The 14,282-nt window shown below is 73.1% G+C and carries 15 protein-coding genes; 5 read left to right on the forward strand and 10 right to left on the reverse strand.

Going from position 1 to position 14,282, the window contains the following annotated elements; genetic code table 11:
• Positions 1-74: 74 nt before the first annotated feature.
• Positions 75-1,124 (forward strand): hypothetical protein, encoded by a 1,050-nt coding sequence (locus ACIQWA_RS00505; RefSeq protein ID WP_402476276.1) that lies wholly within the window; start codon positions 75-77, stop codon positions 1,122-1,124.
• Between the two features lie 199 nt (positions 1,125-1,323).
• Here ACIQWA_RS00505 and ACIQWA_RS00510 read toward each other — a convergent pair whose 3' ends face one another.
• Positions 1,324-1,737, reverse strand: a complete 414-nt coding sequence (locus ACIQWA_RS00510; RefSeq protein ID WP_402476279.1) for a cupin domain-containing protein — start codon at positions 1,735-1,737, stop codon at positions 1,324-1,326.
• Positions 1,734-3,230 carry an MFS transporter gene (locus tag ACIQWA_RS00515; protein ID WP_402476281.1) on the reverse strand — a complete coding sequence of 499 codons (1,497 nt, stop codon included), beginning with the start codon at positions 3,228-3,230 and terminating at the stop codon, positions 1,734-1,736. Before ACIQWA_RS00515 ends, ACIQWA_RS00510 begins: the two co-directional genes overlap by 4 nt.
• A gap of 106 nt (positions 3,231-3,336) precedes the next feature.
• Between ACIQWA_RS00515 and ACIQWA_RS00520 the strand changes: the two genes are divergently transcribed.
• Positions 3,337-4,008 carry a TetR/AcrR family transcriptional regulator gene (locus ACIQWA_RS00520; RefSeq protein WP_402476284.1) on the forward strand — a complete coding sequence of 224 codons (672 nt, stop codon included), beginning with the start codon at positions 3,337-3,339 and terminating at the stop codon, positions 4,006-4,008.
• Positions 4,009-4,100: 92 nt separating this feature from the next.
• Here ACIQWA_RS00520 and ACIQWA_RS00525 read toward each other — a convergent pair whose 3' ends face one another.
• Positions 4,101-4,634 carry a carboxymuconolactone decarboxylase family protein gene (locus ACIQWA_RS00525; RefSeq protein WP_402476286.1) on the reverse strand — a complete coding sequence of 178 codons (534 nt, stop codon included), beginning with the start codon at positions 4,632-4,634 and terminating at the stop codon, positions 4,101-4,103.
• A 473-nt stretch (positions 4,635-5,107) separates the two neighbouring features.
• Between ACIQWA_RS00525 and ACIQWA_RS00530 the strand changes: the two genes are divergently transcribed.
• A complete protein-coding gene (locus tag ACIQWA_RS00530) occupies positions 5,108-6,007 on the forward strand; it encodes a universal stress protein (RefSeq protein WP_402476289.1) in 900 nt (299 codons plus the stop codon).
• A 73-nt stretch (positions 6,008-6,080) separates the two neighbouring features.
• Here ACIQWA_RS00530 and ACIQWA_RS00535 read toward each other — a convergent pair whose 3' ends face one another.
• From ACIQWA_RS00535 to ACIQWA_RS00555, 5 genes are all read right to left on the reverse strand, one after another.
• Positions 6,081-6,542 carry an NUDIX domain-containing protein gene (locus tag ACIQWA_RS00535; protein WP_402476291.1) on the reverse strand — a complete coding sequence of 154 codons (462 nt, stop codon included), beginning with the start codon at positions 6,540-6,542 and terminating at the stop codon, positions 6,081-6,083.
• Entirely contained in the window at positions 6,535-7,176 is a 642-nt protein-coding gene (locus ACIQWA_RS00540) for a dTMP kinase (RefSeq protein ID WP_402476292.1), read from the reverse strand. The genes ACIQWA_RS00535 and ACIQWA_RS00540 overlap by 8 nt, the downstream gene beginning before the upstream one ends.
• Positions 7,173-8,681 (reverse strand): B12-binding domain-containing radical SAM protein, encoded by a 1,509-nt coding sequence (locus ACIQWA_RS00545; RefSeq protein ID WP_402476294.1) that lies wholly within the window; start codon positions 8,679-8,681, stop codon positions 7,173-7,175. Before ACIQWA_RS00545 ends, ACIQWA_RS00540 begins: the two co-directional genes overlap by 4 nt.
• Complete coding sequence (locus tag ACIQWA_RS00550; protein WP_402476297.1) at positions 8,635-9,492, reverse strand: hypothetical protein; 858 nt, start codon at positions 9,490-9,492, stop codon at positions 8,635-8,637. Before ACIQWA_RS00550 ends, ACIQWA_RS00545 begins: the two co-directional genes overlap by 47 nt.
• Positions 9,493-10,142: 650 nt before the next feature.
• Entirely contained in the window at positions 10,143-10,715 is a 573-nt protein-coding gene (locus ACIQWA_RS00555) for an ATP-binding protein (RefSeq protein ID WP_402476298.1), read from the reverse strand.
• Positions 10,716-10,898: 183 nt separating this feature from the next.
• Here ACIQWA_RS00555 and ACIQWA_RS00560 point away from each other — a divergent pair, with 183 nt between their 5' ends.
• Complete coding sequence (locus ACIQWA_RS00560) at positions 10,899-12,275, forward strand: Tat pathway signal protein (RefSeq protein WP_402476300.1); 1,377 nt, start codon at positions 10,899-10,901, stop codon at positions 12,273-12,275.
• Between the two features lie 42 nt (positions 12,276-12,317).
• Positions 12,318-12,806, forward strand: a complete 489-nt coding sequence (locus ACIQWA_RS00565; protein ID WP_402476302.1) for a TrmO family methyltransferase — start codon at positions 12,318-12,320, stop codon at positions 12,804-12,806.
• Between the two features lie 148 nt (positions 12,807-12,954).
• Here the strand turns inward: ACIQWA_RS00565 and ACIQWA_RS00570 are convergent, their stop codons facing one another.
• Positions 12,955-13,065, reverse strand: coding sequence for an SIP domain-containing protein (locus ACIQWA_RS00570; RefSeq protein ID WP_402476305.1), 111 nt, complete (start codon positions 13,063-13,065; stop codon positions 12,955-12,957).
• 18 nt (positions 13,066-13,083) lie between these two features.
• Positions 13,084-14,256 (reverse strand): copper resistance D family protein, encoded by a 1,173-nt coding sequence (locus ACIQWA_RS00575; RefSeq protein ID WP_402476307.1) that lies wholly within the window; start codon positions 14,254-14,256, stop codon positions 13,084-13,086.
• Positions 14,257-14,282 lie beyond the last annotated feature (26 nt).

The raw sequence follows: 14,282 nt of genomic DNA on the forward strand, positions 1-14,282 counted from the left end.
CGGCTCCGCACCCGAACTGTACGATCTTCACCGAACGCACACCTGTGCGAAGAAGTTCGTGGAGAAGCAGGTTCATGTCCCACCCCTTCGTCATCGTCCCCCTCCTCATCCTCCTCATCAGACTGGGCCTCTGGCTGAACAAGCGCCGCAAGGCCGCCAGGGGGCTCGACGCGGCCGCAGCGGGTCTGGTGCCGCGCGCGGAGCTGGTCGAAGTGGGCGACGCACCCGCTGACCCTGCCGCGCGAGCGGCGCTGGACGCGGCCAAGGCCGGGGACTGGCGTCCGGCCGACGCCTACCTCTCGGACGGCGATGTCGACTGGAGCACCCGCTACTCCCGGATGAACCCGTTCGGCGCCCTCGCGGCCACCGACGACGGCTGGCTCCGGAAGTGGCGCGAAGAGCAGCCGGACAGCCCCCAGGCCGCCCAGGTGCACACCGATGCGCTGGTCAAGCGGGCGTGGCAGATCCGCACCGCGAAGTACGCCTCGCAGGTGACCCGCGAGCAGGCCATGGGCTTCCACCAGGTGCTGCAGGAGGCCGAGGAGGTGTCGTACGAGGCGGTCCGGCTCGCCCAGCCCGGGGACCCGAACGCCTGGGTGGTGCAGCAGCCGATCGCGATGGGCCAGGGCTGGTCGCACGAGCGCTACCGCGCACTGTGGGCGGAGATCGTGGCCCGCGAGCCCCACCACCTCGGCGCGCACGTCTCCGCACTGCAGTACTGGTGCGAGAAGTGGCTGGGCAGCAACGAGTTGATGCACGAGTTCGCCGACAAGGCGATCGCCGGCGCGCCGGCCGGCAGCCTGCTGACGGCGCTCAAGCTGCGGGCGTACTGGGAGCAGATCCTGCGCGACAAGTCCGCCTCCTCGCTCTACCGTTCCCCCGCCTACACGGCCGCCGTGGACGCGGCCCTGCTCGACCTGGCGGCCGCCGATCCCGCCCACCCCGGCATCGTCGCGGCACGCGGCTGGACCGCCCACGCCCTGATCGAGAACGGCCGCCCGGCGCAGGCCCTGGACCTCTTCCGCGGGATGGGCCGGGAGATCGCCGGCCCGTGGCTGTACTACGGGAACCCGGCCGCCGTCTTCGACTCCGCCCGCACCAAGGCCGCCCGCGCTGCGGCCTGACCCCTCCTGACCTGACCCGACCCGATCCGACCTGACATGACCTGACCTGACCTGACCTGACCTGACCGCCGCAGGCTTCCACGCGACGGCCCTCCGCCCGACAGGCGGAGGGCCGTCGCCGCCTTCCGGCAACTTCTCCCGGATCGGGCCGGGCGGCCACCCGCTCGGCCCACCCGGCCCGGCCGCCTCGGCCCGGCGGTCAGTCCTCGGCACCCCGCCGCTCCAGCCGGGTCCCGGCCCGCAGGGTGATCGACATCAGGTCGCTGGGACCGTCGAGTTCGAGCCGGTGCCAGCGGCCGCGCGGGACGATCACGGCGCTCCCGGCCGCCAGCCGCACCGACTCCTCTGCCGCACCGGGCTCGACCGGACGGAAGAAGACCCGGGCGCCGCCGGCCAGGCAGCACACCGCCTCCTCCGCCTCCGGGTGCATCTCCCAGTGGTCGGCGTGCACATCGGCGTCGGTCTCCACATGGAAGGCCGCGGCCTGCCAGGCGCCCTCGGCACCGGCACCGCCGCCGGTCATCCGCCGTTCGGCGGCCCGCAGTTCGCCGTCGGGGCGGAAGTGCAGCGCCGAGGCGAACAGGTCGACGACGGCGATCGGAGTGGTGGTCATGAGGAGGTTCCTTCCAGTTGGAGGTCTTCTTGGCGTTCTCCGGCGGCGAGCGGACGCCCCTCGGGCGTGCCGGGCCGCCGCCGGGGCAGGACGGTGACGGCGACGACCGCCGCCAGCGCGAACAGCACGGCACCGGCGGCCAGCCCGAGCGCGTACCCGGCGTCCAAGGCGGCCGGCCCGGCGCCCGGCCCGGTGGTCGCCCCGGTACTCGATCCGGTGACCGAGCCGGTGCGGTGGGCGGCGAGGGTGGCCAGGGCCGCCAGCCCGACGCAGCCGCCGAGTTGGCGCGAGCTGTTGAGCAGCCCGGAGGCGGCCCCGGCCTCGCGGGGTGCGACACCGGTGGTCGCGGCGGCGGCGACGGGGGCCAGCACCAGCCCGGTACCGACGCTGGTGACCAGGGACGGGCCCAGGACGTCGCCGAGGAACCCACCGTCCGGACTGATCAGCGCGAACCAGCCCAGCCCGACGGCGGCCAGTACGGCCCCGGGCACCAGGGCCACCCGCGGGCCGCGGTGCGCGGTGATCCGGGTCGCGACCAGCGAGCCCACCACCAGCCCCGCCGAGAACGGCAGGAACGCGGCCCCGGTGGCGGCAGCGCCCAGCCCGAGCACCTGCTGGAGGTGGAGCGAGACGAAGTAGAAGGCCGCGAACTGCCCGGCGGCAGCCAGGAACACCAGCACGTTCGCCCCGGCGACCCACCGGCTGCGCAGCAACCCGATCCGCAACAGCGGCGCCGGAGAACGGAGTTCGGCCGCCACGAAGGCGACCAGCAGCGCAGCCGCAGCGCCCAGCGTCGCCAGGGTGGCCGGGGAGCCCCACCCTCGGCTCTCGGTCCGGACGACGCCGAACACCAGCAACCCGACGCCCCCGGTGGACAGCACCGCGCCGAGCACGTCCAGCCGTTCCCGCCGTACGGGCTGCGCCCCGGCCCCGATCCCCTCGGGGAGCAGCGCGAGCGCCGTCGCCACGATCGGCAGGTTGACCAGCATGACCCAGCGCCAGCCGGCGTACTCGGTCAGCACCCCGCCGGCCAGCACGCCCAGCGCGCCCCCGGCGGCGTTGGCGGCGCTCCACACCCCGAGGGCGCGCACTCGCCGGGGGCCCTCGGGGAAGGCGGTGGTGAGCATCGCCAGCGCGGCCGGGGCGGCCGCCGCGGCGCCCACGCCCTGCCCGGCACGGGCGGCGACCAGCTGCCAGGGATGCTGGGCCAGCCCGCCCGCGAGCGAGCAGAGCCCGAAGACGGCCAGGCCCAGCATCAGCAACCGCCGCCGCCCGTACAGGTCGCAGGCGCGGCCGCCGAGCAGCAGCAGCCCGCCGAAGGTGAGCGCGTAGACGTGGATGACCCAGGAGAGGTCGAGCGGGGCGAAGCCCAGGGCGTCGCGGATCGCGGGCAGCGCGACGTTGACCACCGACAGGTCGAGGGCGAGGACGAACTGGGCGACGGTGACCGCCGCGAGCACCAGGCCGGGGCGGCCTCGCGAGTTTTTATACATGTAAGGAAAGTACCCTCGGAAGCTCAGCGCTGTCGAGCCGCCCAGGACCGGCGAGGCACGACGGGCCCCCCGGACGAGGCATGACGAGACGAGGCATGATGAGGGGATGCAGCAGCCCTCCCCCACCCCCCGCAAGGCCACCGGCCGCCCTCCCCGCATCTCCCAGGAGGAGGTCGTCGAGGCGGCCCGCCGGATCGTGGCCGAGGAGGGCGTCGAGCGACTGACCATGCGCCGGCTGGCCACCGACATCGGCAGCACCCCGATGGCGCTCTACCACCACGTGCGCAACAAGGAGGAGTTGCTCGTCCTGCTGCTCGACGACTACGCCGCCCGCACCCTCCACCCGGTCGAGCTCCCGGCGGACCCGCGCGAACGCGTCCTCACCGCGGCCGCCGCGATCCACGATGCGCTCGCCGCCTGCCCCTGGATCGTCGAAGTCCTGGCCGCCGACGACCTGTTCTCCACTCACGCCCTCTGGTTCGTCGAGCAGATCGTCGACGGACTGGTCGACTGCGGCCTGCCCCCGGAACGCGCCGTCCAGGGTTACCGCGCGATCTGGTACTACACCGCCGGGGAGATCGTGGTCCGTACCACCGCTGCCAGGCGCCGCACCGACGACGACCGCCCCACCTACCGGGAGCAGGTCTTCGCCGGCCTCGACCCGGCCGTCCACCCCCGACTGGCCCAGGTCGCCGACCGCTGGGAGACCCTCACCGCCCAGGACAGCTACCGCGACGGACTGCGCTCCCTGGTCTCCGGCCTCCTCGCCACAGGCTGAATCCTCGCCACCCGCTGAGACCTTGCCACCCGCTGAAACGCGGGACCGGCCCGCCGGGCGAAACGCCCGAGGGGCCGGTCCCGGGCCGGAGTTCAGGACCAGGGGTCGGTGAACGCCCTCCCGGGGACGGGCTTGGCGATCAGCGCGATCGCCGTGAAGAAGTTCACCTGTCCGATCGCCAGCATCAGCGTGACCAGCGCCTTCTCGTCGTAGTGCGCGGCGACCTCGGCGTACAGCTCGTCCGACACCCGCTCGCCGTCCGGGTTGGGCTGCAGCACGGCGTCCACCAGCGCGAGGGCCGCCCGCTCGGCCGCGGTCAGGTACGGCGAGTCCTGCCAGGTGGACACCGAGGTGATCCGCTCCTCCGACTCACCGGCCTTGCGCAGGAAGCCGGTGTGCAGGACGGTCAGGTAGGTGCTGCCGGCGAGCTGCCCGGCCCGCAGCTGGACCAGGCTGACGGTGCCGCGCGGGAGCGAGCGGTTGCCGACCGCCCGGAACAACGCGGCCGAGACGTCGGCGAGTTCGGGGACGAGCTCGTTCGGGTCGGTGGCCAGCCGGGGGCGGAGCGGGATCTCGGCGGTGATCGAGCGGGCGGTGCTGGATCCCGCGGTGCGGTCGGTGCTCATTCTCGTGTTCCTCTCGGGCGTTCGATGTGCTCTCACCGACCCGACGGATCCCGGCGCCCGAGTGTGACAGCGCCGGGAAAAATTCGTTCAACCGCGCTCCGCCCCGCGCCCGCCGTCGTGCCCCGCCCGCATGCTCAGCACCGCGCCGACCAGGATCAGCACGTTGGCCACCGCCACCGCGGCTGCCACCAACGCCGTCCCCGTGGGTGTCGGTGTCGGTGTCGGTGTGGTCGCGCTGACCGTTGCGGCGGTCGGAGACGGCATGGGCGGGTACCCTCCGCATCGCGGAAGTCAGGCTTGCCTAAGCGTCTCGGATCCCGACCCGCAGAAGGCCTGAGCCCCACCCCGCCGGAGGCCCGAGCGCCCCGAGAGGTGCCGTCCCCGCCCACCGCCGATACTGGGGTCGCAGTCCCGAGGCGGCCCCGGCGGGCCGGGTACGGCCCTCCCCGCGCCGCGGAACCCGAGGAGTTCCCGTGTCCGAACCCGCGTCGACCGGCCCCGTCGGCCCCGCCGCTGCCGGCCCCGTCGGCGGCCCGGTCGTCGTCGGCTTCGACGGCTCCCCCGAGAGCCTCACCGCCACCGAGTGGGCCACCCACGAGGCGCAGCGCCGCGCCGTCCCGCTGGAGGTCCTGGAGGCCTGGCCCTGGCCCAAGCGGGACGTGGTCGGCAGCGACCAGACCTACCACCGTGCCCTGGCCCACCTCGCCGAGCGCGAGTCCGCGCTGACCGCCCTGGCGCCCGGCCTCTCCGTCGTCTCGTCCGCCGTGTCCGCCGACCCGGTCGAGGCGCTGGAGGACGCCTCACACCGCGCCGCCCTCCTCGTGCTCGGCTCCCGCGGGCTCGGCACCCTGCGCGGCTTCCTGGTCGGTTCGGTCAGCCAGGAGGTGCTGCGGCGCTCCGCCTGCCCGGTCGTCCTGGTCCGCGCCGACCACGACGAACCGGACGGCCCGGTCACCGTCGGCCTCGACCTGACCCACCCCGCCGAGGAGGTGCTGGAGTTCGCCTTCCGGGCCGCCGCCCTGCGCTCCGTCCCGCTGCGGGTGGTCCACGTCTGGTCCCCGCCGGCCGGCAGCGAGTACATGTCCTTCGACGCCATCGGCGGGCTGGAGCCCGAGGTCTCCGCCGTCGAACGGGACGGCCTCACCGCGGCCCTGGCCCCGCTCCGGACCCGCCACCCCGACGTCGAGGTCACCGCCGACCTGGTCCGCGGCAAGCCCGCCGTCGAACTCGTCGACGCGGCCGCCACCGCCCGCCTGCTCGTCCTCGGCCGCCGCCTGCACCACGCCCCCCTCCGCCACCACCACCTCGGCCCCGTCGCACACGCCGCGATCCACCACGTCCACTGCCCGGTCGCCGTCATCCCCTACGGCTGACCACCCACAGCCCGGTGCCACGTCACATCGGAGTTCTCCGGGGGAGGTCGGGCGCGCCCGACCGCCCCCGTGCTCACGCGGTCGGCCAGTTGTGGTGCGCCAGGCCGCCGGGATCGGTGAGGGCGCCGTGGATGCCTGCGGCCGGGTAGGGGATCAGGTCCTCCGGCAGGGCGCCATCGGCGAAGAAGCGCAGGTCGAGGCACTTCTCGGGCTCGCGGTTGACGGGCTCGCCCTCCCACTCGGTGGCGACGAAGAACAGGCCGAGGCGCAGCGTGGCGGGGTCCTGGCGGTGCAGGACGGTGTAGGCGAGGCGGAGGTGGTCCGGATCGACCAGGAGGCCGGTCTCCTCCTCGAGCTCGCGGGCGGCGCCCTCGGCCGGCTTCTCGCCGGGGTCGAGTTTGCCGCTGGGGGCATGCCACTGGCCGTAGCCGTAGGGGCCGCCGCGCTGGGACAGCAGGATCTTGCCGTCGGGGGTGCGGGCGATCACGTGGACGTCGACCACCGGCGGCGGGGTCGTGGTTGTGCTGCTACTCATGCTCTCTCCAACTTCCCTGTGGGGTTTTGGTGTTGATCGCTCGGGCCGGGACCGCTTCCAGGATGGCCTGTGCGGTCTGCTCGGAGGTGAGGTGGGTGGTGTCGATGGTGTGGAGCCGGTAGCCGAGTCGGTCCAGGATCGGGAGGGCCTCGGTGTAGAGCCGGAGTTCCCGGGCGGTGGCGGCGGCGTCGAGTTCGAAGCGGTGCCGGGTGCCGCGGGCGGCCAGGCGTCGCTGCACGGTGTCCGGGTCGGCGGTGAGGATGACCGCGAGGTCGGGGACGTCGGCGCCCTGGTTGATGGCGAGGAGGAAATCGACGTCGACTCCGTCGGCACGCTGGAGGACGAGGGTGGAGGGCATCCAGCGGTCCATCAGCACGGTGGTGCCGGCCGCGCGGTGGGGGCGGATGTCGTTGTCGAGTTGGTGGAGGCGGTCGGCGGCGACGGCCAGGGCGAGGGCGGGGCCGCGCATCGTCGCGGCGGCCCGGCGCACCGCGGTGCCGTAGGGGGTGGCCGAGGGGCCGGTGGCGGTGTGGACGGTGTGTCCTGACGCGGAGAGAGCGCGGGCGGTGGCGGCGACGGCGGTGGACTTGCCCAGCCCGCTGGGCCCGTCGACGCTGATCAGCAGGCCGCTCACGTCCCGACCTGCTGACGGAGCGTGGAGTTGCGGTGGTGCTGTTCGCGGGAGATGTCGGCGAGCCAGCCGTGGAGCCGGGTGAGGGGGACGTCACCGAACTGCTGGCCGGTACCGAAGTTGAACTCGTCGCGGCCGCGCATCGCCTCGTCGGCGCCGTGGTCGGTGAGGTCGATGTCCTGGTAGGTCTGCATGGCCTCGGGGTCGTGGCCCTGTTGGACGAGGCGGTGGAAGACGGGGCTGCCGGGGTAGGGGCGGAAGGTGAAGGCGGAGGCCCGGAAGGTGCCCTCCAAGCGGTCGGAGAGGGCCCAGAGATCGCGGATGTGGGCGAGGGTGGCGAGCGCGTCGTCCCGGGTCTCGCCGGGGTAGCCGAGGATGAAGTACCCCTTCACGCCGATTCCGCGTTCCAGGAGCCGGCGAGTGACGTCGAGGGTCATCCCGGGGGTGATCCGTTTGTCCATCGCACGCAGGATCCGCGGGGAGCCGGACTCGATGCCGAGCGCGACCTCGCGCAGTCCGTTGGCTCGCAGCTGTTCCAGGACGGTGTCGTCCTCGCGGGCGAGGACGTTGATCCGCCCCGTGGCGTCCCAGACGTACTTCTCACCGATGCGTTCGGCGGCGAAGGCCTCCAGGGCCGGGTGGATGACGCGGCGCGCGCCGAGGAACAGGTCGTCGACGGCCCTGAACGCGGTACATCCGTACCGGTCGTGGAGCTGGTGCAGCTCGGCGATGATGTTCTCGGGGGTTCGGGTGCGGATGCTGACCTCGGGGTTCATGGAGGCGGCGGCGCCGCAGAACCCGCACTCGTAGGGGCAGCCGCGCGAGCAGACGAGGTTGGCCTCCCATCGGCCGTCGTCGGCCTGGAACGGGTCCTGCGCGAGGTAGCGGCGGTCGAGGGTGAGCGAGTTGATGTCGGGGGCGAGCCAGGGGGCGGTGTCGCCGGGGCGCGGGATACCGGTGGCGGTGGTGCCGAGGAGGCGGTCGCGCCACATCACCTTCGGCAGCTCCCGACGGCGGTGGACGTCGCCGAGGAGGGCGGTGACCCGGGTCTCGCCCTCGCCGATCACCAGGGCGTCCAGCCGCGCGAACCGCGGGTCGGCGAGCACGCGTTGCGGGTCGGCCTTGGCGTGGTGGCCGCCGGCCATCAGGGAGATCACCGGGTCGAGCCTGGCCGCGATCCTCGCCGTGAGGTCGTAGGTCGGGGCGAGGAGGTTGAAGCCCACCCAGCGCGGCCGCAGCTCGTTGATGATGTCGGCGGTGTCCTGGACGCCGAGTCCGTGGGCCTCGGCGTCCAGGATGCCGACGTTGAAGCCGTGCTGGGCGGCGTGGGTGGCGAGGTAGCCCATGCCGAGGACCGGAAGGGTGTAGTCGTTGACACGCGGGCGCAGGTCGTAGTCGCGCAGCGGGGCGTTGACGAACAGGCAGTCGAGGATCCGGTTCGGATCGGCTCCGGCGACCGGGTCACGGGTGGTGCGGGTCGGATCCTCCGAGCTGATCGGTGCGGGCATGGGCCCCCCAGGTGAGTGTCGACAGGGTCAGGGTGTGCAGGTGGCGCGGGTCGTGGCCGGCCAGATGGTGCCAGTGCGCGCCGAACAGGGCCTCGGTCTTCTTCGGCTTGTCGGCGGCGGGCCAGGGGTGGTCGGGGTCGATGCGGGCGGCCCAGGTGCGGACCGCGAGATCGGCGTGCGGGTAGACCGAGAAGTCGCCGGTGAAGTCCGCGGCGGCCGCGGCCGCCGTCCAGGGGCCGATCCTCGGCACGTTCACGAGTTCGGTCGCCAGGGCGGCAGCATCCGACTGCTCCCAGCGGGCACGGCGTTCCAGGTAGGCGGTGGCGGCCGCGCGCAGCGCCGTACGGTGGAAAGTCGTGCCGACGGCGGCGAACTGCTCGTCGGTGAGGGCCAGCACCGCGTCGGGCTCGGGTGCCGTGTGGTGGGCGTGGCCGTGGGCGGGCAACTCGGTGCCGTGGACGGCGCACCAGGTGCGGTAGAGCTTGCGGGCCTGGTCGGCGCGGACGACCTGGCGCAGGATCGCGGTGGTGATCGCGTCCCACAGCCAGGGGTTGGCCACGCGCACGCTCGGCCCGAGGGCGTTCAGCCCGGTGCGCAGGGCGGTCGGCACGGCGTCGGGCAGGTCGCCCGGGTCGGTGGTCACGACGGCGGGCCTGTGGTCGTCCGTACCGTCCGTGCAGGCCAGGTCGAGGCCTGTCGGGCTGAGCGTGGCCAGCCACCGGCCGCCGGCGGTGCGCAGGGGGCGCTGCCAGTGGCCGGTGGTGGTGTTGCGCTGCCAGGCTGGGTGATCGGTCGTCAGGACGGTGTGCACGGGGCACTCCTTGCCTCGGGTGGCGTTCGTGGTGCCCCAGCTTGCCAAGCCGGGAGGGGCGCCGTCCGGCGCGGCTGCTGCTCACCGGCTGCCTCGTGGCAGGGGTTCGATGAGGACGCGGGCGCCGAAGGGGTAGCCGCGGGTGTGCGGGAGGCGCTGGTTGGCGGGTCGGGGGTTGGTGTTGAGGCGGATCTCGAAGCCGCGCCAGGTGTCCAGGACCAGGACAATGCGGTCCAGGAGCAGGGCGGTACGGCTGGCCTCGAAGCGCTCGCATCCGGGACGCGGATGCTGCCCGGGGCCTGGTGGAGCAGGTCGGCGGCGGGCGGCAGGAGGAGGTCGGCCCGGGTGCCGTTCGGCAGGGTGAAGATCATGATCGTTTCTCCCGTTCGGTGTCGGCCGGCCGGCAGAGCCGCACGGGCCGAGGGGGCGGAGACGGGTCGGCCGGCCATCGCTTCCCCCAGGTCCAGGGAGGCCGGTGGGCGCCGCGCAGGCACGCCACCTGATGGGCGGCCTGCCTGCGGAGGTGGGCGTCGAGGTGGTCGAGCCGGACGGTGTCCATCACGGCGGTGAGCACGACGACGTCCCGTACGGTCTGATAGTCCGGCCAGGCTCGCGGAGTCCGCTGGTCCGAAGTCGATGGGCGGATGGGGTTACGCCGCCGGTATCCGGTCGAGCTCCGGCTGCTGACCGAGCCGCATACCGACGGCCGACCTGGGCCGGCCAACCCGTACGGGGGTGCCGCTGCACAGCACCACGACCTGCGGCTCGACCTGCCGGCCGAAGACCGTTGCCGGGGAGGGCCGGACCGCCCCGGGCAGGTCGAGTTCGGCCCACACCACCTTGTGGTCCGGCCCTTCGTCGACACCGAACCGGTCGACCAGCCCAGCCACGAGCATCAGACCTCGACCGCTGGTGGCCCCCTCCCCCGGCTTCCGGGGTTCGGGCCTGCCGGGCCCGGGGTCGGTGACGGACATCCGCAGCACCCCGGTCGGGGTGAGACACAGCGCAGCAGTCAGCTCTTCGTCCGGCCGGCCGCCGTCGCAGCCGTGCACAACGGCGTTGGCCGCGATCTCGGACATCACCAGCTGGACGTCCTCCACCCGTGGAGCGTTCAGGTGCAGACCGAGCTCCGGCAGCTGCGCCTTGGCCCAGCGGCGAACGGCGCCGATCCGTGCCAGTTCGGCGGGGAACCTCATCGTGACGGTGCGTGGTCTCGGCTCCATCGGGGCGCCTCACTCGGGTCGAATGCCAGGACGTGCCGTACTGCCGCCCTCAGGACGGCCGGACGCGTCGTGCGGCCTGAAACCGCCTTGCAGAAACAGGAAACCGCCCATGGTCGCTAGGAGTAAGGTGTTGGCGACCGTCCGCTGTTTAACGTGTTTAGCGGCACCGCCAGGGAGACCCCCATGGGGCGTACTCGTCAGCCCAACGAGCGGTTGGGCCAGCTCATCCGTGAATCCGGTCGACCCAACGAAGCCCTCGCCCGGGCCCTGTGCGCGGTCGCGGCCGCCCACGACGACCCGGCGCGACCGAGTCGATCATCCGTCACCCAGTGGGTCCGCTACGGCTGGACCCCCTCCGGCAACCTCCCGCAGTACCTCGCGGAAGTCCTCACCAGGTGGCTCGACCGGGACATCACCCTGGCCGCGATGGGACTCGGCGAGGAGGAACCGGATCTTCGGGACTGGGACTTGGATACGCTGAAAGCCCTGGCGGCTCTTGGACGGATCGACGTTGACGTGGAACGCAGACAGCTCCTCCGCACCCTCACGTACTCGCTCGGGGCGTTGAGCATCCCGCCAAGCAGCTGGTGGGATCACAAAGCCCGTGCCGACAGCCGCAACAGCACCCGGCACCGCGCCGGTCGGGCTGATGTGGAGGCCGTGCGGGAGATGACCGGGCTGTTCTCCCAGCTCGACCAGCGCCGCGGCGGCGGGCACGGCCGCACGGCGGTCGCCCAGTACCTCCTCACGGACGTCCACGACTTCCTCCGCGGCACCTTCGCCTCCGACCAGGTGCGACGCGACATGTTCTCCGCGGCCTCCGAACTCGCCTACCTGGCCGGGTGGACGGCCTTCGACAACGGCGAACACCCCACCGCCCAGCACTACTACACCGTCGCCGTGAAACTGGCGGCCGAAGCCGACGATCCCGCCATGGCCGCCCACGTCCTGCGTGCCATGGCCCACCAGGCGGTCGACCTCGGAAAGCCGGGCCACGCCGTCAGGGTCTCGGAGGCCTCCATGTCCGGCGCCCGGTACGCGCTGGCGAGCCCGCGCGAGCGCTCCCTCCTCGGCGTCGTCCACGCCCGCGCACTCGCCGCAGCCGGACGCGCCCCCGAAGCGAACGCCGCACTGCTCCAGGCCGAACGCGACCTGTCCGCAGCCTCCCCCGTCGACGAGGAACCGGCCCGGGTCTTCTTCTTCGGCGAGGCCTCCCTGGCACATGAGACGGCGTCGGCCCTGCGGGACATCGGCGACCTGGACGGCGCGGCCCGGGAGTTCGAGCGCAGCGTCGCGACGCGTAAGGCCTCCGCGTTCACCCGCACCCACGCCGTCACCCTCGGCCACCTCGGGCTCGTGAAGGCCGAACAGCACTCCGTCGAGGAGGCCTGCGCGATCTGGGCGCGATCGCTGGACGCGATGCAGAGCGTACGCTCAGCCCGTACCCGTGACGTCGCCCTGCAGATCCGCGGAGCGCTGTCCGCCTACCGTGGCCGCAAGGTCCCGGTCATCAACGCCGTCGACCGGCGCGCCGCCGAGTACCTGGCGGCCACCGCCTGACCCGCCGACCTGGCGCGGTCTGTTCACAGGAGGGGAAGCACAGTGACCGAAGTGTTCACCGTGGAGGCACTCGGGTACGTGGTGGGGGGCCGCACCGAGCCCACCGACGACTACTGGGGAGGCACCCGCGCCGTCATCCGGCTCGACGGCGACCGCTTCCCACCGGAGGCCACCAAGGGGCTGGAGGCGTTCTCCCATCTCGACGTGATCTTCCGGTTCCACCTGACCGACCCGACCGACCTGAACTTCGGCGCCCGCCGCCCCCGCGACAACCCGCAGTGGCCCGAGGTCGGCGTCTTCGGCCACCGGAACATGCGGCGCGTCAACTGGCTCGGCTCCTCCCGCTGCCGCCTCCTCAAGGTCGACGGCCTGGACCTGCACGTCGAGGACCTGGACGCCGTGAACGGCACCCCGATCCTCGAGGTGAAGCCCTGGTTCGAGGAGTTCGGCCCCCGCGGCGACACCCACCAGCCCGCGTGGACCACCGAGATGCTCCACGACTACTTCGCCCCGGACCCCACCACGCCCTGATCGGGTCACCGCGAACGGTGGGTTTCCGACGACCGGACCCAGCGAGTTGGTGGTCGTTGTGACATCAACCGTTCAGCAGTGTGAGCAGACAGATGGCAGACGTGCGGCCCGGCCGGGGGACCGCGCCCCGGCCGGGCCGTACGGGCTTTCAGGGGCGCCAGTACCCGAGGGCGTGGGTGCGCGGCCTGGGGACGTCGAGGTCGCGGCGGACGAAGCGGGCCAGGTCGCGGGTGGTGGCGGTGGCGCAGGCGATCCACACGTAGGACGGACGGGCGGATCAGGCAGTTGAGGCCACGGCGGACCGCCGCGCCAGGGCCTCCGACATCCGCACCGTCGCGTACAGGGAGGCGACCAGCGCGAGGGCGAGCGCCGCTCCCCCGGCGAAGAGGGTGCCGGAGGAGACGGCCTTCGGGCTGCCGGCCTCGGCGCGGGCCGAGCCGGAGATGAACGGCACCACGGCGAGCACCGCGACGCCGAGGGCGACCTCGCCCCAGACGACCTTGGGGAAGTGCCGGAGCGTCAGGTGCAGCAGCGAGCCGGTGTCGTCGGTGCTGCGCGCCCGTACGATCCGGGGCATCAGCCAGAGCTGGTTGAAGGCGCCGGCCGCGACCAGACCGGCGACCAGGAGGATCTTGACGAGCAGCGCGACTCCGTAACCGGTGGTCCAGAGCTGCGAGATGCCGCCGACGTGCCTCCAGCTCAGCCACAGTCCGGAGACGGTGACGGTACCGACGCAGACCATCGCGACGAGGCCGAAGCGCCGCCACACGTCCGCCCAGAGCAGCCCGGCACCGTCGCCGAGGCGCCTGCGGGTGCCGGCGAGGGCCGCGAGCAGGGCCAGGCCGCCGAGCCAGACGACGCCGGACACGATGTGGGCCTGGTCGAACACCAGGTTCAGCCACGCGTCCAGGTCGGCGGGAGCGGTGGTCGGCACGGCGCCGACCAGGGTGACGGCGAGGGCCAGCGGCAGCGCGGCGAGGGCGATCCGGTCCACGTGGCGGCGGGCGGCCGGCACGGCGAGGGCGATCAGGACGGCGGCGGCCACGACCAGGACGGCGTTCTGGAGCAGGTACACGGTGCCCTGGGCGATCCAGGCCGCCTTGGCCGCGGGCGCCCGCAGGAAGTCCAGGATCCGGTCCGGGGCGAGCGCGTCGCCGAAGGGCATCCCCTTCCCGGCCCGGGCCACCCGGGCGGCGAGCTGGAAATAACCCGCGACCAGCAGGACGGCGCCGGCCCCAGCCAGGTAGCCCGCTGCCCTTCTTCGCAGCACCTCGGCGTCCCGGGCGCCCGTTTCCGGGGCCCGCAGGGCCGGGCGTACGGCGGTCGCATAGGTGACGGTGGCTCCGATGGCCCCGCTGAGGCCGAGGAAGTAGCCAGCCTTGGTGAGGATCCGCCAGAGCTGGGGCATGGCGTATCCGGCCGTGGTCGCGGCCAGGGAGGCAGTGTGCATTAGGTGAGGCTAACCTAATTTCACCT

The organism is Kitasatospora sp. NPDC098652 (assembly GCF_044760155.1).
In the GTDB taxonomy this organism is placed as follows: domain Bacteria; phylum Actinomycetota; class Actinomycetes; order Streptomycetales; family Streptomycetaceae; genus Kitasatospora.

Bases quoted from the DNA above. Each gene is read 5' to 3' on its own strand.
- ACIQWA_RS00505 (WP_402476276.1), top strand. From the start codon at position 75: ATGTCCCACCCCTTCGTCATCGTCCCCCTCCTCATCCTCCTCATCAGA.
- ACIQWA_RS00525 (WP_402476286.1), bottom strand. From the start codon at position 4,634: ATGAGCACCGACCGCACCGCGGGATCCAGCACCGCCCGCTCGATCACC.
- ACIQWA_RS00515 (WP_402476281.1), bottom strand. From the start codon at position 3,230: ATGTATAAAAACTCGCGAGGCCGCCCCGGCCTGGTGCTCGCGGCGGTC.
- ACIQWA_RS00510 (WP_402476279.1), bottom strand. From the start codon at position 1,737: ATGACCACCACTCCGATCGCCGTCGTCGACCTGTTCGCCTCGGCGCTG.
- ACIQWA_RS00520 (WP_402476284.1), top strand. From the start codon at position 3,337: ATGCAGCAGCCCTCCCCCACCCCCCGCAAGGCCACCGGCCGCCCTCCC.
- ACIQWA_RS00575 (WP_402476307.1), bottom strand. From the start codon at position 14,256: ATGCACACTGCCTCCCTGGCCGCGACCACGGCCGGATACGCCATGCCC.
- ACIQWA_RS00555 (WP_402476298.1), bottom strand. From the start codon at position 10,715: ATGGAGCCGAGACCACGCACCGTCACGATGAGGTTCCCCGCCGAACTG.
- ACIQWA_RS00545 (WP_402476294.1), bottom strand. From the start codon at position 8,681: ATGCCCGCACCGATCAGCTCGGAGGATCCGACCCGCACCACCCGTGAC.
- ACIQWA_RS00535 (WP_402476291.1), bottom strand. From the start codon at position 6,542: ATGAGTAGCAGCACAACCACGACCCCGCCGCCGGTGGTCGACGTCCAC.
- ACIQWA_RS00560 (WP_402476300.1), top strand. From the start codon at position 10,899: ATGGGGCGTACTCGTCAGCCCAACGAGCGGTTGGGCCAGCTCATCCGT.